This is a genomic window from Palleniella intestinalis, assembly GCF_013166595.1.
In the GTDB taxonomy this organism is placed as follows: domain Bacteria; phylum Bacteroidota; class Bacteroidia; order Bacteroidales; family Bacteroidaceae; genus Prevotella; species Prevotella intestinalis.
This window is the reverse complement of the sequence record NZ_JABKKG010000006.1, coordinates 57,383-78,420: the sequence shown is the minus strand read 5'-3', so window position 1 is coordinate 78,420 and position 21,038 is coordinate 57,383. Positions and strand designations below refer to the sequence as shown.

Annotated in this window: 21 protein-coding genes; 3 read left to right on the top strand and 18 right to left on the bottom strand. The window is 50.3% G+C overall.

Features of this window, described 5'->3' with window-relative positions; all coding sequences use genetic code 11:
* Positions 1-8: 8 nt before the first annotated feature.
* From HPS57_RS09510 to HPS57_RS09475, 8 genes are all read right to left on the bottom strand, one after another.
* Positions 9-401 carry a DUF3876 domain-containing protein gene (locus HPS57_RS09510; protein ID WP_172182531.1) on the bottom strand — a complete coding sequence of 131 codons (393 nt, stop codon included), beginning with the start codon at positions 399-401 and terminating at the stop codon, positions 9-11.
* Positions 402-434: 33 nt separating this feature from the next.
* Positions 435-2,939, bottom strand: a complete 2,505-nt coding sequence (locus HPS57_RS09505) for a TraG family conjugative transposon ATPase (RefSeq protein ID WP_172182529.1) — start codon at positions 2,937-2,939, stop codon at positions 435-437.
* Positions 2,936-3,268: a DUF4133 domain-containing protein gene (locus HPS57_RS09500; protein WP_172182527.1), complete on the bottom strand. Its 333-nt coding sequence runs from the start codon at positions 3,266-3,268 to the stop codon at positions 2,936-2,938. Before HPS57_RS09500 ends, HPS57_RS09505 begins: the two co-directional genes overlap by 4 nt.
* An 11-nt stretch (positions 3,269-3,279) precedes the next feature.
* On the bottom strand, positions 3,280-3,597 hold the full coding sequence (locus HPS57_RS09495; protein WP_172182525.1) for a DUF4134 domain-containing protein: 318 nt from the start codon (positions 3,595-3,597) through the stop codon (positions 3,280-3,282).
* A gap of 212 nt (positions 3,598-3,809) precedes the next feature.
* Positions 3,810-4,538: a conjugal transfer protein TraD gene (locus HPS57_RS09490; RefSeq protein WP_172182523.1), complete on the bottom strand. Its 729-nt coding sequence runs from the start codon at positions 4,536-4,538 to the stop codon at positions 3,810-3,812.
* Positions 4,539-4,554: 16 nt separating this feature from the next.
* Positions 4,555-4,908, bottom strand: a complete 354-nt coding sequence (locus tag HPS57_RS09485; RefSeq protein ID WP_172182522.1) for a DUF3408 domain-containing protein — start codon at positions 4,906-4,908, stop codon at positions 4,555-4,557.
* Position 4,909: 1 nt separating this feature from the next.
* The gene (locus HPS57_RS09480; RefSeq protein WP_172182521.1) at positions 4,910-5,350 is read right to left on the bottom strand and encodes a DUF3408 domain-containing protein; all 441 of its coding nucleotides are present in this window, start codon (positions 5,348-5,350) and stop codon (positions 4,910-4,912) included.
* A 2-nt stretch (positions 5,351-5,352) separates the two neighbouring features.
* Positions 5,353-6,402 carry a ParA family protein gene (locus HPS57_RS09475; RefSeq protein ID WP_172182520.1) on the bottom strand — a complete coding sequence of 350 codons (1,050 nt, stop codon included), beginning with the start codon at positions 6,400-6,402 and terminating at the stop codon, positions 5,353-5,355.
* 421 nt (positions 6,403-6,823) lie between these two features.
* On the opposite strand from HPS57_RS09475, the gene mobA reads away from it, so the two are divergent.
* From mobA to mobC, 3 genes are read left to right on the top strand one after another with little or no spacing between them, the layout of a single operon-like run.
* Complete coding sequence (gene mobA / locus HPS57_RS09470; protein ID WP_172182519.1) at positions 6,824-7,252, top strand: conjugal transfer protein MobA; 429 nt, start codon at positions 6,824-6,826, stop codon at positions 7,250-7,252.
* On the top strand, positions 7,231-8,487 hold the full coding sequence (gene mobB, locus HPS57_RS09465; protein ID WP_172182518.1) for a conjugal transfer protein MobB: 1,257 nt from the start codon (positions 7,231-7,233) through the stop codon (positions 8,485-8,487). Before mobA ends, mobB begins: the two co-directional genes overlap by 22 nt.
* Before the next feature lie 30 nt (positions 8,488-8,517).
* The gene (gene mobC, locus HPS57_RS09460; protein WP_172182517.1) at positions 8,518-10,527 is read left to right on the top strand and encodes a conjugal transfer protein MobC; all 2,010 of its coding nucleotides are present in this window, start codon (positions 8,518-8,520) and stop codon (positions 10,525-10,527) included.
* Between the two features lie 66 nt (positions 10,528-10,593).
* Here mobC and HPS57_RS09455 read toward each other — a convergent pair whose 3' ends face one another.
* The 10 genes from HPS57_RS09455 to HPS57_RS09410 form a co-directional block, all read right to left on the bottom strand.
* Positions 10,594-11,199 carry an RteC domain-containing protein gene (locus HPS57_RS09455; RefSeq protein ID WP_172182516.1) on the bottom strand — a complete coding sequence of 202 codons (606 nt, stop codon included), beginning with the start codon at positions 11,197-11,199 and terminating at the stop codon, positions 10,594-10,596.
* A gap of 251 nt (positions 11,200-11,450) precedes the next feature.
* The gene (locus HPS57_RS09450; RefSeq protein WP_010801778.1) at positions 11,451-11,864 is read right to left on the bottom strand and encodes a dihydrofolate reductase family protein; all 414 of its coding nucleotides are present in this window, start codon (positions 11,862-11,864) and stop codon (positions 11,451-11,453) included.
* A gap of 284 nt (positions 11,865-12,148) precedes the next feature.
* Positions 12,149-13,471 (bottom strand): sigma-54-dependent transcriptional regulator, encoded by a 1,323-nt coding sequence (locus tag HPS57_RS09445; RefSeq protein WP_172182515.1) that lies wholly within the window; start codon positions 13,469-13,471, stop codon positions 12,149-12,151.
* A complete protein-coding gene (locus HPS57_RS09440) occupies positions 13,464-15,782 on the bottom strand; it encodes a hybrid sensor histidine kinase/response regulator (RefSeq protein ID WP_172182514.1) in 2,319 nt (772 codons plus the stop codon). Before HPS57_RS09440 ends, HPS57_RS09445 begins: the two co-directional genes overlap by 8 nt.
* Positions 15,760-16,560 (bottom strand): twin-arginine translocase subunit TatC, encoded by an 801-nt coding sequence (gene tatC / locus HPS57_RS09435; RefSeq protein ID WP_172182513.1) that lies wholly within the window; start codon positions 16,558-16,560, stop codon positions 15,760-15,762. The genes HPS57_RS09440 and tatC overlap by 23 nt, the downstream gene beginning before the upstream one ends.
* A gap of 4 nt (positions 16,561-16,564) precedes the next feature.
* Complete coding sequence (locus HPS57_RS09430; protein WP_172182511.1) at positions 16,565-16,768, bottom strand: Sec-independent protein translocase subunit TatA/TatB; 204 nt, start codon at positions 16,766-16,768, stop codon at positions 16,565-16,567.
* The gene (locus HPS57_RS09425; RefSeq protein WP_172182509.1) at positions 16,765-17,277 is read right to left on the bottom strand and encodes an ECF transporter S component; all 513 of its coding nucleotides are present in this window, start codon (positions 17,275-17,277) and stop codon (positions 16,765-16,767) included. Before HPS57_RS09425 ends, HPS57_RS09430 begins: the two co-directional genes overlap by 4 nt.
* Before the next feature lie 11 nt (positions 17,278-17,288).
* A complete protein-coding gene (locus HPS57_RS09420; protein WP_172182507.1) occupies positions 17,289-19,211 on the bottom strand; it encodes a TonB-dependent receptor in 1,923 nt (640 codons plus the stop codon).
* Complete coding sequence (locus tag HPS57_RS09415; RefSeq protein ID WP_172182505.1) at positions 19,208-19,624, bottom strand: DUF1893 domain-containing protein; 417 nt, start codon at positions 19,622-19,624, stop codon at positions 19,208-19,210. Before HPS57_RS09415 ends, HPS57_RS09420 begins: the two co-directional genes overlap by 4 nt.
* Positions 19,621-21,036: an aldo/keto reductase gene (locus HPS57_RS09410; RefSeq protein WP_172182503.1), complete on the bottom strand. Its 1,416-nt coding sequence runs from the start codon at positions 21,034-21,036 to the stop codon at positions 19,621-19,623. The genes HPS57_RS09415 and HPS57_RS09410 overlap by 4 nt, the downstream gene beginning before the upstream one ends.
* Positions 21,037-21,038: the final 2 nt, after the last annotated feature.

Here is a 21,038-nt window from a genome sequence, read left to right as displayed (position 1 = left end):
TAGTGGTTTCAATTTTGTTCTTGTTCCTCAATCGGGGTTTCCGTCTGCGGCTTCACCCGCACATAATCCCCGTTGGGCGAGAAAGTCAGCACGTCCGTAGCCTCGTTGTAAGCCACGTCGATGCGGAATCCGGTGTTCATGAACAGGTTGCCGTTCTCTTCCTGCAAGAGATAGGTTTCCGGTTTCAGCTTGCGGCGCAGACCGCTCCGGCGGAACACCGTCACCTTGTAGGCTTCGCCCTCCTTGTAGATAAGCACGTCGGGCTTCCCCTCCACGCTCTCCCAGTTCCCGCAAAGCAGTTCACGGCGGTTTTCCTCCACGTCACAGGATTGCAGCATCACGACCGCCAATCCGATAAGACACTTGCTGACTTGCAGCATTTTCACTTTTGATAAACTCATACGCATTTTTGTTTTTAGTTGGTGATTAAATGATTAACTGTTGTTTCTCCGCCTTTCGGCAAGTTGCCGGATGGCGGCTTCGATGTCGCCGCCCAACTTCTCCGCCAGACGGTAAACCTCCACTTTCTCCGTTTCCTCGGTGGTATACGCCAGATACTCTTCAGCACTGACCTCTGTGGCATAGACCGCCGACTGTATGCCGCCCAAGCCTATCCACACCTCCTTGTAGAGCCGTGAGGGGTTGTTCGCCATATTGATACTCAATATCTGCCCCTTCTCCTTTTCCGTAAGTCCGAGCAACGCCTGTATCTGGTCAAACTTGTTCATATATTTCCTTTGGTCAAGCAGGATTTTACAATCCGAGTTGTTGATGATGCTCTCCTTGACAACCGGGGAGCTGATGATGTCGTCCACCTCCTGCGTCACCACGATCGCCTCGCCGTAATACTTCCTGACGGTCTTATACATATACCTCAGATATTCAGCCATGTTCGCCGAAGAGAGAGCCTTCCAAGCCTCTTCCACGATGAGCTGTTTGCGCACGCCTTTCAGCCGTCGCATCTTGTTGATGAAAGCCTCCATGATGATGATTGTCACCACCGGGAACAGTTCGCGGTTTTCTTTTATACTGTCAATCTCGAAGACGATGAACCGCTTGCTGAGCAGGTCTATGTTCTCCGTGGAGTTGAGCAGGAAGTCGTAGCGTCCGCCCCGGTAATACTGCCGCATGGTGGTGAGCATATTGTCGATGTTGAAGTCGGACTTCTCCACCTTGATGTCACGCTCAGCCAGCTCACGGCGGTAGTCGTCACGCATATACTCATAGAAGGTGTTGAACGACGGCACGATGCCACGGTCGGTCTTGATGCGCTCGATGTAGGCACTTACGGCACTGCCCAGCTCGCCGCTCTCGGTCTTCGTCACCTTGTCGTCCTCCGACTTCCAGAGCGTCAGCAGCAAGGTCTTGATGCTGTCTTTCTTCTCCACGTCGAAGACATAATCGTCGGTGTAGAACGGGTTGAAGCTGATGGGCTTTTCTTCCGTATAAGTGAAATACACCCCGTCCTCTCCGCCCGTCTTGCGCTGTATCATCCCGCACAATCCCTGATAGGAGTTTCCCGTGTCCACCAGCACGACGTGCGTACCTTGCTCATAATATTGGCGGACTAAGTGGTTCATAAAGAAAGATTTGCCGCTGCCTGACGGTCCTAACACAAATTTATTCCTGTTCGTAGTGATGCCCCGCTTCATCGGCAGGTCGCTGATGTCGAGGTGCAGCGGTTTACCCGTGAGCCTGTCCACCATCTTGATGCCGAAGGGCGAGAGCGAACTGCGGTAGTTGGTTTCCTCCGTGAATAGGCACACCGCCTGCTCGATGAAGGTGTGGAAACTCTCTTCTGCCGGGAAGTCCGCCGCATTGCCGGGTATCGCCGCCCAGTAGAGTGTCGGGCAGTCGATGGTGTTGTGGCGCGGCACGCACTCCATGCTTGCCAACTGACTGCCCACGTCGTTCCTTATGTGCTTCAGCTCTTCCGCGTCATCGCTCCACGCCATGACATTGAAGTGCGCCCGTACCGAGGTCAGCCCGTATGAATGGGCTTCGTTCAGGTACTGGTCTATCCACTCGCGGTTGATGCTGTTGCTTCTTGAATAGCGGGACAGCGACTGCATGTTGCGGGCGGACTTCTCGAACTTCTGCAAGGCTTCCTCGCTGTTGTCTATCAGCACATACTGGTTGTATATGTGGTTGCAGGAGAGCAGCAGCCCCACGGGGGAGGCGAATGACAGGCGGCAGTCGCTCCGGTCGGTGGAGAGTTTCTCGTAACGGGTGTCGGTAGCCACCTTGCCCGGCAGGTCTTCCGCGTCGGAGAGGGTGTGCAGACACAGGCAGTTGTCGCCGATGCGCATCTCCCTTGCCGAAAGCTCGATGTCCTGCAAGGTGGTGTCACCCTCCGGCATGAGCGAGAAGTAACGCTCTATCAGTCCGATGGACTTTTCCGTCCCCACAATCTCGTCGGTGGTGAGGCGGCGCAGTTTTACCAATCCGCTGTCGTTCATGATGCGCTCGAACTGTTCGCAGGCTTCCAAGAATTTGGTCGTGGTTTCCTTGTCCAGCTCCTTCGGGATGATATGCCCGCGGCACAAGGTGCTGAAGTTGCTCTGCATCCGGTTACGCTCCTTTGTCGTCTTGGTCAGATAGAGATAGCAGGTGTGTTTCAGGTACGGACGCTCGTTGAAGTGACGCTCGAAGGAGCGGCTTAAAAAGCTAATGTCGTCTTTTTGAAGCTCCGGCTTGTAGCGTTCCTTGATGAACCAGTCCTGTTTGTGGACGACGGAGTAGTCCGGCAGCACCTTGATCGCCTTGCACCAGCAGCCGTGGACAGCCTCGTACTCCGCGCCCGTCACGGTATAAAGCTCCGGCAGTTCCACCTCGAAAGCCACCGTGATGTCGGCGTCCTTTGAGATGATGCAGCCATGCTCCACCGCAAGCAGGGGGAACTTGTTTTCCAGTGTTGTCATTTTCGATGTATTCCTCATTGTCTTTCTTCCTTTCGTTGTCGTTTGAACAGTCGGGTTATCCGCCGCCGGTTGATAAGGTATCGGGGATGGCTCCGTGCCGCTCCCATTTTCATCAGCCCGTGTTCGCCGTACCGGGCGTTCAGCGCGAAGGTCTGCCACACAAGGAGGGACGCCGATGCCGCGCCGAAGCCGATACATACCCACTGGTCGATGCCGACCATGTAGAGGATGACGAACAGGACGAAGAGAGCCAGCAGACCTCCGCAGAAGATGAAGAGGTACTGAGCCTTCAAGCCCTTGAACTCTACCGGGCGGCCGATACCCTTGTTGATCGGGTATTCAGCCATACATTATTTTATTAAAGGAAGAATGAGCGCAGGATGGTGGCGGCTACGATCAAAAATATACACGCGCCGAACCACGAGGCGGCAGTCTTGCTGGTGTCGGGGTCGCCCGATGAAAACTTGCCATAGACTTTCACGCCTCCGATAAGCCCGACGACCGCGCCGATGGCGTATATCAGTTTCGTGCCGGGGTCGAAATACGAAGTGACCATTGAGGTGGCTTCGGTGATGCCCGCGATGCCGTTTCCCTGCGCGAAGGCGGAGGCGGTTGCGGCGATTACGAGTGCCGCAGAGAGGATTGCTTTTCTGTTTTTCAAAATGTTCTTGTTCATAAACTGTTCTTTTTTGTGCCGTCGAAAGGGTGGATGGTCCTTTGTCGGGCGGTTGATACTTGGTTACTTTACTTTGGTTTTAGTGGTCGCCCGTTTGTTTCCACGGACTTGGGCTGTCCGTTGCGTACCGGATGCGCCTTGCGCATCTTCGCCGCGTGGGTTGGTTGTCACTTCTTTGTTTTCATCATTTATGTTACAGTACGGTTTTGTTGTCATACATAGTTGCGGATGTCGAACTCTTCGATGTTGTCCGGCACGACGAACACCTTTTTAGGCTTTTTCAGCCGGATTTCGATAAGCCCCCTGATGCGGATGGCTATCTCCGAAGAGCCTTCCATCATTTTGTCGTACAGCTCCGTGCCTTCCATGTCGGCGAACACCTTTGCCGCCTTTTCACGTTCCACCAGTGTCGCGTCCGGGTTCTTGGCGGTCTTGCAGGCGTCGTCAATCTCGTCAAAGCTGTTGCCCGAAGCCTGCGGTGTATCCGAAGCGTCCTCCTCCGGTTCATCCTCGCCGAACTTCAGTTCCTCCGGCGGTATGCTCGTGAAGGTTTCTTCGAGTTTTTCCTCCGGGACTTGTGCCGTTCGGGATGCGCTTTCCGGGTTTCCGTCGTCAAAAGTAGTGTCTTCCTCCGACAGCTCAATGCCTTTTTCCGAAGTGGCGGCTTGTTGCGTCGGTATGGCAGCGGTTGTCCGGGTTGAAGCCATCCTGAAACGGCTCTTGCCGATGATGCCCGCCTTTTCCGCAGGGACTTCCTCTTGCGCTGTTTCTTGCTTTATCTCCGTGCCGCCCGACAACCGCCACAATCCGGCGATGCCCTTGAAAAAGCGGACAATCCGCGTGTCCATGATGCGCTCGTAAAGGAGCAGGAACAGAAACCACAGGTTGCATCCGACCGATACGGTCAGCAAAATGTCTGTTATGCTTATTGTTTCATTCATACGCTTCCTGTCTGGGTTAAAATACCGGGTTGTAATTCTTGGCGTAAAGGCTTCTTATGGCATCCTCGCACTGGTCAAAATGCTGCGTCAGCACATGGTCGATGTAGGCGGACAGGTTGAGCCTGTCATGCCCGATTACGCGGATGATGCGCATGATGCGGTCGTGGTACTCCGGGCGCACATACGCCATCTTCCCCTCACGCGCCTTTACTTCGGGTTCACGGATGAACAGACGTTCATAGTCCTTCTCACTGCATTTGCAGATTACCGTGGCAAACGATATGATTTCCACGCTCGTCTGCATCTGGGCAACCATGCCCTTGCCGTCTTGTTGCGGCACTCTTCTTTTCTGGTTCTTTTCCTTTTTCATGTCAAATTAAATCTTCTCGTTGTTTTTTATACAGTTCGTTAATTCTCTCCTTGTGCTGCTCCAGATGTTGGCGTAGCACGGTATCCACATAGCCGCCCACCGAGATTTCACCTCCGGCAATGTCGTTCACGATTCTGAGGATTTTGCCGTGGACATCGCGGCTGATATAGACACACTGGCGGGTCTTTATCTCATTGCGGCGCAGGAACAGCTCGTTATAGTCCTCGTCCTGCCTTTTCCGGCGGTTGCCCTCCCTCTGTGCCTTCTCCCGTGTGGCGGGTTGCATAGGAGGCGGTTCCGGCGCGGCGGTGCTTTCTTCGGTCGGTGCGGCTGTCGGAACTTCCTGCGCCGGGCGCGGTGTCCCGTCCTGAGTACGTCGCCCGATGGAGGCTAACAACAGTTCCTCGTCTATGCCTTCCGTGTTCACTTTCCTGCTGCCCATGCTCACTGCGGTCTGATGATGTCGCTTATCTCTTCGGAAAACTCACGGATGCCGCTACCTTTCAACAAGGCAGTGTCCATCGGGAAGATGGTCGAGCGGAACACGCTCCTGCGCTCTTCCGAAAGGTCACGGCGGAACTTCTTGCTGTCGGGCAGACGGGTGGAAAGCACCGGGAAGCCCATTTCGGCGATCACTTCCTCGTAGATGCCGTACAGGTTGTTCCTCTCCCTGCCGTCCACCATCGTCCAGAACAGATAAAGCCCCATTGTTTTCGCTTGTCCGGTCGTCATCAGCCTGTCGCGGAACATCGTGACGAATTTCAGGGTACTTTCCACTACAAAGCGGTCAGCACTCAAGGGCGTGAAGATGTAGTCCATCTGCGAGAGCGTCTTTATCACGCCGTTGCTTCGGAGTGTGCCGGGCATATCGAAGAACACCACATCAGGTTTCACATCTTCGGTGGCGATCATCCTCTCGGCATCATCGAGGGCGTCCGCTGCGTTGCTTTTGACGATGGTGTAGGCGTTCTTCTTTATCTTGCGGAAATGGTCGCAGGCGAGAGCCTTGAAGTAGGTGCTGCTGTCTATAAGACCCATTTCGTGTTCACGAAGTCCGTGGATGCTGTGCTGCGGGTCGTCGCAGTCCACGACGGCGACATTGTAGCCTTTCACGTTGTGGAGGTAGCTGGCGGCAAGTGCCGTTACGGTGGATTTGCCGATGCCTCCTTTTTGTGTTGCGAATGCAACGAAGATTTCCTTACTCATAGTTCTATATATTTTAATTGTTGATGATTTTATTTTCTGTTTCCATGCGGACTTGGCTGTCGCATTATCCGCTTCCGTGATTACACGCATAGGCGGGTCATCGCGTATCCGGTTCTGTGGTGAAGCGGTGCAGCGGATAAATGATGAATGACGACATTGCGTCATGAAGTCATTGAATCCATACGTCACCGAATTGTCGGATAACCGGGTTTCCGACGGTTCGGATATCCGCTTCGGCAAGTATCCGCAGAAGCGGTTTTCCGGGTATTTGAATGTTCCGTTTCTCATATCTTCAAATCGTTCGTTTCTTGAATCATGCTGCAAATAAACAAGTATATTCTGGAACTTGTATCACTTCTCCGGCAAGTGGCAGCACGTTGCGCCGGTTGGCAGTCATTGACCGGATCAAACATCTGTCCGATACCGCATTAAGGGTGTAACTTTGCCCCCGGACAGCAGGGTTCGCCGATGGTGGCGCAGCCGGAGTCCTGAAAGGTATCTTCCTATCCGTCCCCTGACGGATTTTTATGTTCACCTGAACATAGCAAGATGTCTTTTCAGCCGCTCAAAATATTTTGAGCAGCCACGAAAAGCACTTGCCCTTGCAGGGGGCGGGCTTCCCCTCCGAAGTCGGGCAGCCTTTCAGACCTACGGTGTCTGTGCCTTGAAGCGGCGGCTTATGCCGTCAATCCGCTAAATCCAAAGTAATATGAAAGAGAAAAGGAAAAGCAAAGCAGGGAGAAATCCCAAACTGGATCCGGCGGTGTACCGCTACACCGTCCGTTTCAACGAGGAGGAACACAACCGTTTCCTCGCCATGTTCGGAAAATCGGGTGTCTATGCACGGTCGGTTTTCCTCAAGGCGCACTTCTTCGGACAGCCGTTCAAGGTGCTGAAGGTGGACAAGACGCTGGTGGACTACTACACCAAGCTGTCGGATTTTCACGCGCAGTTCCGAGCCGTGGGAACGAACTACAACCAAGTCGTGAAGGAACTGAGGCTGCATTTCTCCGAGAAAAAGGCGATGGCGTTGCTCTACAAACTGGAGCAACACACCATCGAACTCGTGAAACTGAGCCGTCAGATTGTGGAATTATCGAGAGAAATGGAGGCGAAATGGTCGCAAAAATCAGTGTAGGCAGCTCGTTGTACGGCGCGATCGCTTACAACGGTGAGAAGATTAACGAGGCGCAAGGGCGGTTGCTCACCACCAACCGCATCTACAATGACGGTTCGGGAAAGGTGGACATCAACAAGGCAATGGAAGGTTTCCACACCTTCCTGCCGCCGCAGATGAAGGTGGAGAAGCCGGTGGTACATATCTCGCTTAACCCGCACCCGGAGGATGTGCTGACCGATGCGGAATTACAGAATATCGCCCGCGATTATCTGGAAAAACTCGGCTTCGGAAATCAGCCTTACCTTGTTTTCAAGCACGAGGATATTGACCGCCACCATCTGCATATCGTGACGGTTAATGTGGACGAGAACGGGAAACGGCTCAACCGGGATTTCCTTTACCGTCGCAGCGACCGTATCCGCAAGGAACTGGAACAGAAGTACGGCTTGCATCCGGCTGAACGTAAAAATCCGAGATTGGATAACCCGCTGCGCAAGGTGTACGCTTCGGCAGGCGATGTGAAGAAGCAGGTGGGTAACACCGTGAAGGCTTTGAACGGGCAGTACCGCTTTCAGACGATGGGCGAATACCGTGCGCTCCTTTCCCTCTATAACCTGACGGTGGAGGAAGCGAGGGGCAACGTGCGCGGACGGGAGTATCACGGGCTGGTCTATTCCGTCACGGACGACAAGGGCGACAAGGTGGGCAACCCGTTCAAATCCTCGCTTTTCGGGAAGTCCGCAGGCTATGAAGCCGTGCAAAAAAAGTTCGCACGTTCCAAGCAGGAGATTAAGGACAGGAAACTCGCCGACACGACGAAACGCACCGTCCTTTCCGTGCTGCAAGGCACTTATGACAAGGACAAATTCGTGTCCCGGCTCAAAGAGAAGGGCATCGACACCGTGTTGCGCCATACGGAGGAAGGGCGCATTTACGGGGCTACCTTCATCGACCACCGCACAGGATGCGTGCTGAACGGCTCGCGCATGGGCAAGGAACTTTCGGCGAATGCCTTGCAGGAACACTTCACCCTGCCATACGCAGGACAGCCGCCGATACCGCTATCCATTCCGGTGGATGTTGCGGACGATGCACACAAGACACAAGGTCAGACCGCATACGACCGTGAAGACGTGTCGGGCGGTATGGGCTTGCTCACTCCCGAAGGTCCGGCGGTCAATGCCGAGGAAGAGGCTTTCATCCGGGCGATGCAGCGCAGAAAGAAGAAAAAGCGCAAGGGCTTGGGAATGTAATCAGAGTATCAACAATCAAAAAATCAATGTATGTCACAACAAGAAGACGATTTGAGGGCATTGGCGAAAATCATGGATTTTCTGCGTGCCGTGAGTATTATTTTAGTGGTAATGAACGTGTACTGGTTCTGCTATGAAGCCATCCGGCTGTGGGGCGTGGACATCGGCGTGGTGGACCGGATACTGATGAACTTCGACCGCACGGCGGGGCTGTTCCATTCCATACTGTACACGAAGCTGTTTGCCGTCCTGCTACTTGCCCTGTCCTGTCTGGGGACGAAAGGGGTCAAGGGTGAGAAAATCACTTGGCGGAAAATATGGACGGTGCTTGCCGTCGGTTTTGTGCTGTTCTTCCTCAACTGGTGGATACTGGCTCTGCCGCTTCCGGTTGAAGCGGTCACGGCTCTCTATATCCTTACCATCGGCACGGGCTATGTCTGCCTTTTGATGGGCGGTTTGTGGATGAGCCGCTTGTTGAAGCACAATCTGATGGATGATGTTTTCAACAACGAGAACGAGAGCTTCATGCAGGAAACGAGGCTTATCGAAAGTGAGTATTCGGTCAATCTGCCCACACGTTTCTATTACAAGAAGCGTTGGAACAACGGCTGGATAAATGTGGTAAACCCGTTCCGTGCTTCCATCGTGTTGGGTACGCCGGGCAGTGGCAAGTCATACGCTGTGGTGAACAGCTTTATCAAGCAACAGATTGAGAAGGGCTTTAGTCAATACATCTATGATTTCAAGTACCCCGACCTCTCAACCATCGCTTACAACCACCTGATGAACCATCCAGAGGGCTACAAGGTGAAGCCGAAGTTCTATGTGATCAACTTCGACGACCCGCGACGCTCACACCGTTGCAATCCTATTCACCCGGATTTCATGGAGGACATTACGGACGCTTACGAGAGTGCCTATACCATTATGCTCAACCTCAATAAAAGTTGGGTGCAAAAGCAGGGCGACTTCTTTGTGGAATCACCAATTATTTTGTTTGCCGCAATCATCTGGTATCTTAAAATTTTTCAGGGTGGAAAGTATTGCACGTTCCCCCATGCCATCGAGTTTTTGAACCGCAGGTACGAGGATATTTTCCCGATACTGACCTCCTATCCCGAACTGGAGAACTACCTTTCCCCGTTCATGGATGCTTGGCTCGGAGGGGCGGCTGAACAGTTAATGGGGCAGATAGCATCGGCGAAAATTCCGCTTTCGAGGATGATTTCCCCGCAGCTCTATTGGGTGATGTCGGACAGCGAGTTTACGCTGGACATCAACAATCCCGAAGAGCCGAAAATCCTCTGCGTGGGCAATAATCCCGACCGCCAGAACATCTACGGGGCGGCTCTCGGTCTGTATAACTCCCGTATTGTGAAACTCATTAACAAGAAGGGGATGTTGAAGTCGTCGGTCATTATAGACGAGCTACCCACGATATACTTCAAGGGGCTTGATAATTTGATTGCCACCGCGCGAAGCAACAAGGTTGCCGTGTGTCTGGGCTTTCAGGATTTCAGCCAGTTGGTGCGCGACTACGGAGATAAAGAAGCGAAGGTTGTGATGAATACGGTCGGTAACATTTTCTCCGGGCAGGTGGTCGGGGAAACAGCTAAGACGTTATCCGAGCGGTTCGGTAAGGTATTGCAGAAACGGCAGTCCATTTCCATCAACAGGCAGGATGTTTCCACCTCCATCAACACGCAGATGGACGCGCTCATACCGCCAAGCAAGATTTCCGGGCTGACGCAGGGAATGTTTGTCGGTTCGGTGTCCGATAACTTCAACGAGCGCATCGAGCAGAAGATTTTTCACTGTGAGATTGTGGTGGATGCCGAGAAGGTGAAACGGGAGGAAAGGGCTTACAAGCCTATCCCCGTCATTACCGACTTTACGGACGAGGACGGCAACGACTGCATGAAGGAAACGGTGCAGGCGAATTACCGACGCATCAAGGAAGAGGTGAAGCAGATTGTTCAGGAAGAGCTGGAGCGCATCGCAAACGATGATAATCTGAAACATCTGTTGCAGCAGAAGTAGAGCCTATTGGCAATAATGGAAACAAGCGGAACAAGTTGCAAAACCTGTCCCGCTTGTTTTTTGATGTCATTTTCTCATGCGTTCCAACTCTTCGTCGCGCAACATTCTCTCGTTCAGTTTTTCCTGCATCCTGTCAAGGAAGTAGGTGCGGCTTTCGTTCTTCCGGCGTTTGATGTCAATATAGAAACGATAGCAGTCCTTTGATTCAATACCGAATATCTTGTAGAGAAGCGGGGCGAGTTGTTTGAGCGGCATTTTGCCGTTGTTTATGCACCCCATCTCGTCTATGCCGTAGATAAGTTCCACGAGGTCGATGGCGTTGCCCGTCCATTGCAGGAGGTTGGCAGTGTTATCGGTTGTAGTGTTGGCGGATATTAGTGGTGGCACTTGGGGCATTGCAAGGAACTTCTGCATCTTCCTGACGAAAGAGAGAGCCTTGCTGACGTATGCGGCAATCTCTTTCCTTTCTTCGGAAAGGTTGCGCACGGGATGGTGCTGCAATTCAATCTCTATGTAAGCTAATGCGATGATGGTGCGATTCGCATCCATGTTACCGTTGCATAGCTCAATCACTTGGGTGGCGAAAGCCGTGTATGCCGTTTCCATATTGCAGTCGCCGGCTTCGTTTATCAGGCGGAAAAAGTCGGTTTCCGCTAATAAAAAGTAGTTCATGTTCCTGTCAATTTTGAAGTTTTACACTCTGTTTTTCGGTATGCGCACATGAATATTATTGGCAATAAGCGTGGCAGAAAACAGAAAATCCAACGCTCAATTTTACAAAGCACTGGATTTCAACTGTATAAAACTCGATATTTTTTATCGGGAATAAATTGACAGATACTTAATTTGACTGGAAATTAGACATTTATATAATTTTTTACAAGTTAAAATGTATGACCGGCATACATTTCGGGTGTTCTTATTTATCTGTCAAGGGCATATATGGAACGGCATACACCGTTGGGATAGCTTTTCAGCGAAGCAAGTGTCCAGTGTTTTTCATAGAGTGCCGACTTGAAGAAATGCCGTCCGGTTCCAGCAATGAAAGGAATGGTGTACAGTATGATTTCATCTACCGCCTGCATACGCAGCAGCCCGTTGATATAGTCCGCCGTGTCCGGTGTCGCTTCCGCAAGATAGCAGGTGTTTGTGCCATCTTCTCGCCATTCATGCAGCATGGAGATGGAATAGTCAGGCGTGACACGGTAAAGGGCGTTTTTTCTGATTTCATCAAGACCGCAACGGTCAAGACGCAAATCCTTATGCGCTTTGCCATATAACTCGGAAGAAAGACATCCGTCTATTGTAAGGACGGCAAGAATCTGAACTTTTCCCATAATCGTATCCTTTCGTTAGGCAAGGTGCAAAAAAAAGTAGCGTGCAATCCACACTACTTCAAGCGTAGGCTCTGGTAAAGCCCCTGAAAGAAACGCGTGAATGCACGCTATGCGTAGGCATAGCATAAGCATCACGCAATTAGCTTCTTTCAGTTTCAATTTACCAGATTTACGCCTGAAACTCCTTGCGGTCTTATTCTATATGTCGGCGGCGAAAAGCTCCTGCCAATCGCCGTTATTTCTCAAATGTTTTGCAAAGATAGCGAAATTCAGCGAATTACGGGCTATGGTTGCTTGAATTTATATTTAAGTCCATACTCTTCAAGTTTACTATAAAGTGTAGCTCTGCTTATTCCCAACAGTTCGGCGGCGGCACTCCTGTTGCCGTTTGTCTGCTTTAACGCACGCATTATCCGCTCCTTATCCTCCGCGTCATTGCGCAGGGCGAAGCTGACGGGTGAGGTCGGTTTCGGTACGGCAAGTTCAAGATGCTCTTTCGAGACCACACCCTCCTGAGCCTGCAATACCGCTCCCATGATTTTCTGCCGAAGCTCCCGCACGTTGCCCGACCATGCGTGGGTCAGCAACGCTTTACGGGCTTCGGAAGTGAAACCGCCCACATTACACTCCAGTTCCTTATTGGCTACCTCACGGAAGAACTCCGCCAGCGGCATGATGTCATCCTGACAGTCACGCAAGGGCGGAACGGTTATCTCGAAGTCGCGCAGACGGTAGAGTAAATCCTGCCGGAAACGCTTCTCGCTCACTGCCGCCTCCAGATCCTCGTTTGTGGCGGCGATGATGCGGACGTTGAAACTTCTGTCCGATTTGTCACCGACCGGACGATAACGTCTTTCCTGTATGGCACGGAGCAACATCTGTTGTGTTTCCAATGCAAGGTTGCCCACTTCATCCAAGAACAGCGTGCCTCCTTCCGCCTCATGGAAATATCCTTTCTTTGTGCTGTCCGCACCTGTGAACGCTCCTTTGACGTGTCCAAAGAAAGCCGACGGCGCAAGTTCTTTTGAGAGTGAACCGCAGTCCACCGCCACGAAGGGCTTGCCCACCCGTTTGCTCTTGTCGTGCAGGTGGTGGGCGATATGCTCCTTGCCCGTGCCGTTCTCTCCGAATATCATCACGCTCATGTCGGTGGCAGCTACCAACTTTATCCTGTGCATGATTTTCTGAAAAGCGGAGCCGTCACGGGCAAACACAGGCATCCGGTTGTGTCCTGACTGCCGCTCTTTCTGTATGGAGCGGATAAGCGGGACGAGTTTATCCTCTATCAGTTTTTTAGGGATATAGTCTATCGAACCGAGTTTCATACTTTCGACTGCCGTATGCACTTCGGCGTAGTCGGTCATGATGATGAACGGTTGTATCTTGCCTTCCTTGCGCATCCAACGCAGCAGGTCTATTCCATTGCCATCGTTTAGGCGCAGGTCAGAAACTACTATATCATCATCCGTCGCCTGTTGCAGATGTTTTTTCGCTGTCGAGAGGTGGTAAGCCTTCACGGTACTGTATCCCTCCCGTGCCAGCAGGTTGCAGATATACTCGCAATACACGATGTTATCCTCAACTACGATTATTCTTGTCTTATTCATTTTCGTATTTTCTCCTTTCTTCTTTTGCCTGTCGGATTATTCCCGCTCCCTTATCCAACACTGCGGACACGGCATTACTTAACGCTTCGTTATCAGACTTATCCTTACCATGAAGCACTCCATAAAGTACCCTCAGCGGTTGGTCAGCACGGAGTATCTCCCACGAACTGCGCAAGTGGTGTGTCAAGGCATCAAGTTCTTGCAGGTCGTTTCGCGTTGCCGCATCCCGAACCGCCTGCATTTCCTTCTCTGTTTCCGTTATCAGCTTTTCCAGCATGACGGCTTCATTGCCGTAGGATAACAAGGCTGAAAAATCCAGTTTACCGTCCTTTGTCGCTTTAATGGCGCACTTGTCGGAAACCTCCATCAGCTCCGATATGGAGAACGGCTTGAACAGGCATCCGGCAAAGCCCCGTTCCAAAAGTTCCTCCGCATTGCAACTGCCCGAAGCGGTTGCCACGACCACGGGGATTGTCTGTGAATTGCCCACGTTGGACGAGCGCAGAAGTTCCAGCAGTTCAAAACCATTTATATGGGGCATATTCAAGTCTGTCAGCAGCAGGCTGTATTCTTTCCGGCGTATCATTTCCATCAGTTCCGACACATCGGTGCAGGTATCGCAGTGTATTCCTTCTTGTGCATACATTTCTTTCAGCATCAGGAGCAGTACCTCGTCATTGTCGATGGCGACAACATTAAGGTTTCTGTCTTTTCGGTGGATGTAAGTCTGTATCTCTTTTTCCGGCACTTCTTCGGCTTTCGACATGGGTATTTCCACCGTGAAACGGCTTCCTTTCCCTTTCTTGCTTTCCAAACGGATTTTGCCACCAAGCATCGTCACTATATTCTTCACAATGGCAAGCCCAAGTCCGAAGCCGTCTTTTGTGGCGGCGTTTGAAAGGCGTTCAAACGCACCGAATACACGATACTGTTCCTCTACGGTCATACCTGTACCTGTATCTTCAACAGTAATTGTTAGAACTCCGTCAGCATAATAGGTAGTCAGCGACACGCCGCCTTTTTCCGTGAACTTGATAGCGTTTGACAGCAGGTTGTTCCCGATTTGGATTATCCGCTCTTTATCGGTCAGTACAACGGCATCGTTTACGTTCTTCATTATCAGCGACAGACCTTTGTTCATGGCAACGGGCATGAACTCCGTTTCGAGTGTATGCACTATGGTTGAAATGCGGCAGGGCGACAGTTTGGGTTGTTCCTTGCCGTTGTCCAAACGGAAGAAGTCCAACAAAGCGTTGAGCATATCCCGCATACGGTTGGAAGATTGCTGTATGCTTTTGATGTATTGTTCATTATTATTGTTGTTACCTTCTTTTTGCAACAGTTCGGTATAACCTGTTATTGCCGCCAGCGGTGTACGCAATTCGTGGGTGATGGTATGCACCGCTTTTTTCCGTGAGGCTATCAGAACATCGTTTTGTTCAACGCTAAGATTCAGTTCATTTATGAGCCGTTCCCTTTCTTCCCTTACCTGTACCTTCTTCTTTATATCCCGTTGTATGATGAGATAAAAGACAACCAGCATGATGATAGAGAACATAATCAGACCGGAAATGATAACTGTCGAATGCTCGTAGGATGCTTTCAGACGCATCTTCTTGTTCCGAAAAGCGAGCCATGTCTGTTCGTCCAGATTTGTAATCAGCATACGCATTTTCCTGTTGAGTTCCTTGTTACATAACCGCAAGCTGTCTGTATAGGCTTCTATATCACGTTGCTGTCTGTTTATCTGAGAAATTAGTTTTTTATCCAATGTGGTTTGCCGGGTCGTAACAGGTAGCTGCACGGTTTCCTTGCCTCCGAAAAATCCGGCTATGCCTTTCTTCTTGCGGGTAACGGTCTTTGTTGTCGTGTGTGTGGTAACAGTCGGTTTCTGGTTGAACAGAAGACTGTCGGTCTGCCTTTGTTTCCGTGAGGCTTCCATGATTTGAAACAGATGCGCTTCTTTGGCGGCTAACAATGTACGGAGCGAATCAATCTGAGTGGGTCGTATGAAATCTTCACATTGCATGCGTAAGACTTGCAGCATGGAATCGGTCTGTACACGGCGTTTCCTATAAGCCTGAGTGTCCTCATTATCCCATACCAAGACGGATTCTCCATAAGTTGCCAATGCGGTCACATATCGGTGGGCGGTGTTGATGTCATGCTGGGTCTGGAAAATGGTAATTGATTCGTCTTCTATCTTCTGCACCCGGTTACGCTCATGGAGAACAATGGCGACCATGCTGCCGATGATCGCCATCAAAAGGAAATATCCTATGAATATCTTATGCTGTAAAAGTATTTTCATTCATCTTTGAGTTTTTTACAATCCATATACTCACTTCATAAAGTACCCACATCGGCAGTGCGACCAACGAAAGCGTGAACACATCCGATGTCGGTGTAATAATGGCTGCAACTACAAGGATAATCACAATGGCGTGTTTTCGATAGCGACGCATGAAGTCTGCCGAGAGAAATCCCAGTTTGGCAAACAGCCACGAGAGTATTGGTATCTCGAAGACGATGCCCATTGCAAGGCACATCATTACAAGTGTAGAGATATACGATTCAAGCGAGATGAGATTATCCACATCACCACTAACCTGATAAGTTCCCAAGAAACGGAATGTCAGAGGAAATATCAGAAAATAACTGATAATTACACCTAATGCGAACATAGCGTATCCGCCTCCGACAATCCGTGTGACATATCGCCGTTCATTGTCATAAAGAGCTGGAGAAACAAATCGGAACAACTGATAAAGGATATAAGGCGAAGCACACAACACTCCGGCGCACAACGCTGTCTTCATGTGGATGATAAACTGTTGTGCCAATCCGGTATTAATAAGCCGGACGGAGAACGGTTCTACTGTACCACCAGCCCATGCCGCCATACGGTCAAGTAACCGATAAGTAATGAATTCATCCTCTTTTGGTGCAAGTACAATGGAGAATAGTTCTTCCTTGAAAAAGAATGCCGCGATACCGAACACAACGGCTACGGCGACAATCTTCATGATTGCCGTCCGCAGCACGTCCAGATGCTCCCAAAAGGATTGTGTGTTCGTTTCGTTTGCCATACAGTTATTCCTTTCGTTCAGAGTCCCTGATTTCGTCAATCTCTTTTTCTACATTGTTCATTCCTTCTTTGAAAGAACGCACACCCTTGCCGAGCCCTTTCATCAGTTCGGGAATTTTCTTGCCGCCGAAAAACAGCAGCACGACCAATACAATGAGCAGCACTTCTTGCATACCCAGACCGCCTATAAATAGTGGTGTCATAATCATTTTCGAATTATATGGTTAATAAACAACCATCCTCCGAATATCTGAAACAGCATACCCGGAATACCGATTCTGAAATCCTGTATGGCAAGCCAAAAATCACCATTCATAGCCCATTCACCTAATGTGCCTACAAACTGGTAAGCCAACACAACTCCGACGAGCAAACCAAGTGATGCTCTTTTGAAATGCGAAGCCACATATCCGGCAGCTATGGCTAACAGTACAGATTTTAGCAAGATGGCAGGGAGTACCGCCACAGCCGGCATTCCGAAAAGAGCGGAGTTTGCCAATGGGGATAAAACAGCAGTCAGAAGTCCCACCTTCCAGCCATATTTGTAGGCTCCTACAAGAGTGAAGAAGTAGATTGGCAACCAAATCATTCCGCCTTGCGGTATGAGATGAAAGAGCTGTGGCATAACCAAGTTTCCCAAGACGAAGAGAGAAGCTGCCAAATAGGTTTTTACGTTGTTGTATGACAGCGCATACAATTTTACAGTTGTTGTTTGCATATCACTTATTATTAAAATTTTAGATTTATACCTACCATTACCGTAGCTCTCGGCATCGGGTATCCGGCGTTTATTTCATAGCGTTGTGCCAACAGGTTCTCTCCCCGTGCCCAGATGTCAAGCCATTTCAGGACACGGAATTGTCCGCGCAAATTCCAAAGCACGAAGTCTTCAGTTTTTTCGGTTCCGTGACCGTTTGTGATAACCGAAGTATAGAGTCCGGCTACATATTGCACTCCTGTCGATACAGACCAACGCCCTTGTGTGAAATTCGCCCCGGCATAAAGCTTATGTTCGGGAGCGGCTATCACAGGATTTTCCATGTGCAGGAAACTGTAATTGGCATCCACTGACCACGATTCGCTGATACGGTAAGCCATTTGTGTTTCAACTCCGGCGTTGTCTATCTTGCCTGAATTTTGGTTAAGCATACCGCTACCATTCGGGTTGGGCAAAGTCATAATCAGATTCTTGCCGTCGATGTAGAACAGATTGACTCCATAAAATAGTTTTCCGCCAAACAGTCTTTGTGAAAAGGCTATCTCGTAGTTCCACATTGATTCCGGTTTCAGAGCAGGATTCTGTGGCGGGAACATATACATTTCTCGGAGTATCGGATAACGGAAACCTTTCGAGGCGGATGCTTTCAGTTCAATGGAATGCGGCAGATGGAATGCCAATCCTGCCTGTGGCACCCATTCCGTGCCGACGCGGGAATGATGATCTATACGCACACCGGCATTAAGCGTCAGCCAAGAACCTATATCTTGACGGAAATCCACATAACCAGCGAACTCATCTTCGTGCTTATTTACCAAGTCCCGGCGTGCCCCGGCTTGTTCTCCGCTTACAAACTCAGTCCATGCTTTGCCTCCATAACGAAACCAGTCGAATCCTGCCGTGACACGGTTTCCGTTGAAGAAGCGGGCACTTTGGTACAGGGAAATCCCCATCATATCATCGAATGAGTTGAACCTGCCATCTTGCGGTCCTTCTCCGGCAGAGGGTGTATAGCCGTCGTTAATCCAATGATCGCCCCAGTTGTAGAAGAAACTCAATGCACCGGAAGTTTTTTCATACTCGTTCTCCACGGCAAAGGAAGTCATACCTCGTGTAATACGCTGGTCGCCGTCTAAAAGCGCGGCAGATACCGGACCGGGATAAGAGGCATTGAAGTGGGTCACGTTCACATCTGCCCGCAGATTCCAATTGTCGGTTACTTCATAACCGATCCTGCCATAACCGCCGTATTGTTCAAATCCCATATCGGCACGATGTCCGTCCGTGCGGTTATACGAGCCACTGACAACACTTGAAAAACGTCCTTTGCGAATACGGTTTGTCAGTTCGGTTTCCACGGTGTTGTAAGAGCCATATCCGGCGTGCAGGTTGGTACTGATGCCATCCTCGTGCATTTTACGGGTAACGATGTTCACCACACCACCCATCGCGTTTGAACCATACAGCACGGATGCCGGACCACGCAACACTTCCACACGGTCAGCCAAAAGTGTCTGGTAAGCATCGGATATCGGATGCCCGAAAATACCGGCATATTGCGGATGTCCGTCAATCAGTACCATCAGGCGGGCATTGCCACCACTCAGTCCGCGCAGCGAAATGCCTCCTGCCGCACCGTTCGATACTCCGTAGCCCATCACGCCACGCGAAGTGGTGAATAGTCCCGGCACCTGTTCTGTCAGCACTGGCAGCAGGGAGGGTTGCATCGCTTGTTCCAACTTGTTCCGGTTCACGACCGAAACCGTTTGTGACAAATGGCGAATGTCTGTCTGGTTACGGGTTCCCGTAACCACTACTTCACCAATCACAATCGGTGTTTTCATTGACAGGCTGTCCGCATCGGGTGTATTAGCAGAAACGGTAATACCTCCCGCCAATACCAATGTGGCAAATAGTGAATATCGTTTCCTCATTTATCACTTTGTAATTTTATAAATTCTTCAATCCGGCAAAGACAATCCTGTGGAGTTTGGCAGTCATGGCAACGGGTTTCCAAAGGACACCAACCGGTCTGTGTTCGATTGATGATATGAGGAACCACAGTAACGTAACTGACACTTATTTTGCTTCCGGCAAACAAGTCAAGAGCCAACTGACTGATAACATCAGTATGCACCTCTTTTATCTCTGCCAGAATCATCAATGCCGCAGCCGCTTTGCCTACAATCTTATCTACAATAGAAGCTCCTTTCAGAAAGCCGGGATCTTCTTTGAAAAGACTGTACAAATCACTCACGCCATGCCCGTTAAATGTACAGACATCGCCATTGGCAACAACCAAAGAATGGTTACCGGAATGAAGCAGTTTTATTAAATCATCCGTCATAGAGTCCCTTGTTTCAGCTGTTCCACAAAATTGTCAATACGGTGTAGTTCCTCCGGGATTTTTATACCTTGAGGACAATGCGGAGCACATTGGTTACAACCTATACAGTGGTTTGCCTGACGAAGTTTCGGCACACTTCGGTCATACCCAACGAGGAAAGCCCGGCGTGCCTCCCGGTAATTTTCCGCCTGCTGACTTTCCTGTACATTACCCTCATTGATGCACTTGTTGTAATGCAACAGAATAGCAGGAATATCCAGCCCATATGGACACGGCATACAGTATTTGCAATCGTTGCACGGGATTGTAGGAAACTGCATCATCAAATCTGCGGTGGAATACAGAAATTTCTCATCATCTTCCGAAAGCGGTGTGAGAGGACAGAATGAACGCAGGTTATCTTGAAGATGCTCCATGAACGTCATACCGCTCAGTACAGTCAGCACCCCCGGCTTGCTTCCGGCGAAACGGAAAGCCCACGATGCCACACTACGCTCAGGTTCACGCTGTTTCAGTCGAGCAACAATATTGTCGGGCAACTTCGACAAACGCCCTCCTAACAAAGGTTCCATGATTATAGCCGGAATGCCTCGTTTTTCTAATTCTCCATACAGATATTCAGCGTCCGTGTTACGTGGATTAATCTCTTTGGCGTGGTGCCAGTCAAGGTAATTGAGCTGAATCTGCACAAAATCCCACTTATAAATATCGTGTTTGGAAAGCAGGTCATCAAATACACTTATATCGCCGTGGTATGAAAAACCGAGATTACGAATCCGTCCAGCTTCCCGTTCTGACACAAGAAAATCAAGGACACCGTTATCAATGTATCTTGCCTTGAACTCTGCCGGACCATCGGAACCCATACCGATGCCGTGCAGAAGCATATAGTCGATATGGTCAGTCTGAAGTTCCTTCAGTGAGTTGTGATACATGGCAAGCGATGCTTCTCGACTCCATGTAGATGGAGCGAAGTTCGACAGTTTGGTTGCGATAAAGTATTTGTCACGCGGATGGCGGCTGAGGGCTATCCCTGTAGCATGTTCCGACTGTCCTTTACAATAAGCGGGAGATGTGTCGAAATAATTCACGCCATGCTCTAATGCGTAATCCACAAGACGGTTCACCATTTCCTGATCAATGGAATCGTTGCCACCCTCACGGGCACTGCGTCCGTCGACCGATGGCAAACGCATCATGCCATAGCCTAAGATTGATACTTTTTCTCCGGTTTTGGGATTGTTCCGGTATGTCATTTTATCCGTAGGAATTTCTGTAGTTGCGGTCAGATTCCCGGTCACCGGGTTTTGTTTAGAGTCACAACCGGTCAATGTTGCAACCGAAACAGCGGCAGTCCCGATGCCAATCCGTTTCAGAAACTCCCTGCGGTCTATGTTGTTTTTTTCTTTCATTG

Coding starts and splice junctions, on each gene's coding strand:
- HPS57_RS09450 (WP_010801778.1), bottom strand. CDS start 11,864: ATGGGAAAAGTTCAGATTCTTGCCGTCCTTACAATAGACGGATGTCTT.
- HPS57_RS09425 (WP_172182509.1), bottom strand. CDS start 17,277: ATGCAAACAACAACTGTAAAATTGTATGCGCTGTCATACAACAACGTA.
- HPS57_RS09485 (WP_172182522.1), bottom strand. CDS start 4,908: ATGAAAAAGGAAAAGAACCAGAAAAGAAGAGTGCCGCAACAAGACGGC.
- HPS57_RS09430 (WP_172182511.1), bottom strand. CDS start 16,768: ATGATTATGACACCACTATTTATAGGCGGTCTGGGTATGCAAGAAGTG.
- HPS57_RS09505 (WP_172182529.1), bottom strand. CDS start 2,939: ATGAGGAATACATCGAAAATGACAACACTGGAAAACAAGTTCCCCCTG.
- mobC (WP_172182517.1), top strand. CDS start 8,518: ATGTCACAACAAGAAGACGATTTGAGGGCATTGGCGAAAATCATGGAT.
- HPS57_RS09455 (WP_172182516.1), bottom strand. CDS start 11,199: ATGAACTACTTTTTATTAGCGGAAACCGACTTTTTCCGCCTGATAAAC.
- mobA (WP_172182519.1), top strand. CDS start 6,824: ATGAAAGAGAAAAGGAAAAGCAAAGCAGGGAGAAATCCCAAACTGGAT.
- HPS57_RS09495 (WP_172182525.1), bottom strand. CDS start 3,597: ATGAACAAGAACATTTTGAAAAACAGAAAAGCAATCCTCTCTGCGGCA.
- tatC (WP_172182513.1), bottom strand. CDS start 16,560: ATGGCAAACGAAACGAACACACAATCCTTTTGGGAGCATCTGGACGTG.
- HPS57_RS09490 (WP_172182523.1), bottom strand. CDS start 4,538: ATGAATGAAACAATAAGCATAACAGACATTTTGCTGACCGTATCGGTC.
- HPS57_RS09500 (WP_172182527.1), bottom strand. CDS start 3,268: ATGGCTGAATACCCGATCAACAAGGGTATCGGCCGCCCGGTAGAGTTC.
- HPS57_RS09510 (WP_172182531.1), bottom strand. CDS start 401: ATGAGTTTATCAAAAGTGAAAATGCTGCAAGTCAGCAAGTGTCTTATC.
- HPS57_RS09445 (WP_172182515.1), bottom strand. CDS start 13,471: ATGAATAAGACAAGAATAATCGTAGTTGAGGATAACATCGTGTATTGC.
- mobB (WP_172182518.1), top strand. CDS start 7,231: ATGGTCGCAAAAATCAGTGTAGGCAGCTCGTTGTACGGCGCGATCGCT.
- HPS57_RS09480 (WP_172182521.1), bottom strand. CDS start 5,350: ATGGGCAGCAGGAAAGTGAACACGGAAGGCATAGACGAGGAACTGTTG.
- HPS57_RS09410 (WP_172182503.1), bottom strand. CDS start 21,036: ATGAAAGAAAAAAACAACATAGACCGCAGGGAGTTTCTGAAACGGATT.
- HPS57_RS09475 (WP_172182520.1), bottom strand. CDS start 6,402: ATGAGAAACGGAACATTCAAATACCCGGAAAACCGCTTCTGCGGATAC.
- HPS57_RS09420 (WP_172182507.1), bottom strand. CDS start 19,211: ATGAGGAAACGATATTCACTATTTGCCACATTGGTATTGGCGGGAGGT.
- HPS57_RS09440 (WP_172182514.1), bottom strand. CDS start 15,782: ATGAAAATACTTTTACAGCATAAGATATTCATAGGATATTTCCTTTTG.
- HPS57_RS09415 (WP_172182505.1), bottom strand. CDS start 19,624: ATGACGGATGATTTAATAAAACTGCTTCATTCCGGTAACCATTCTTTG.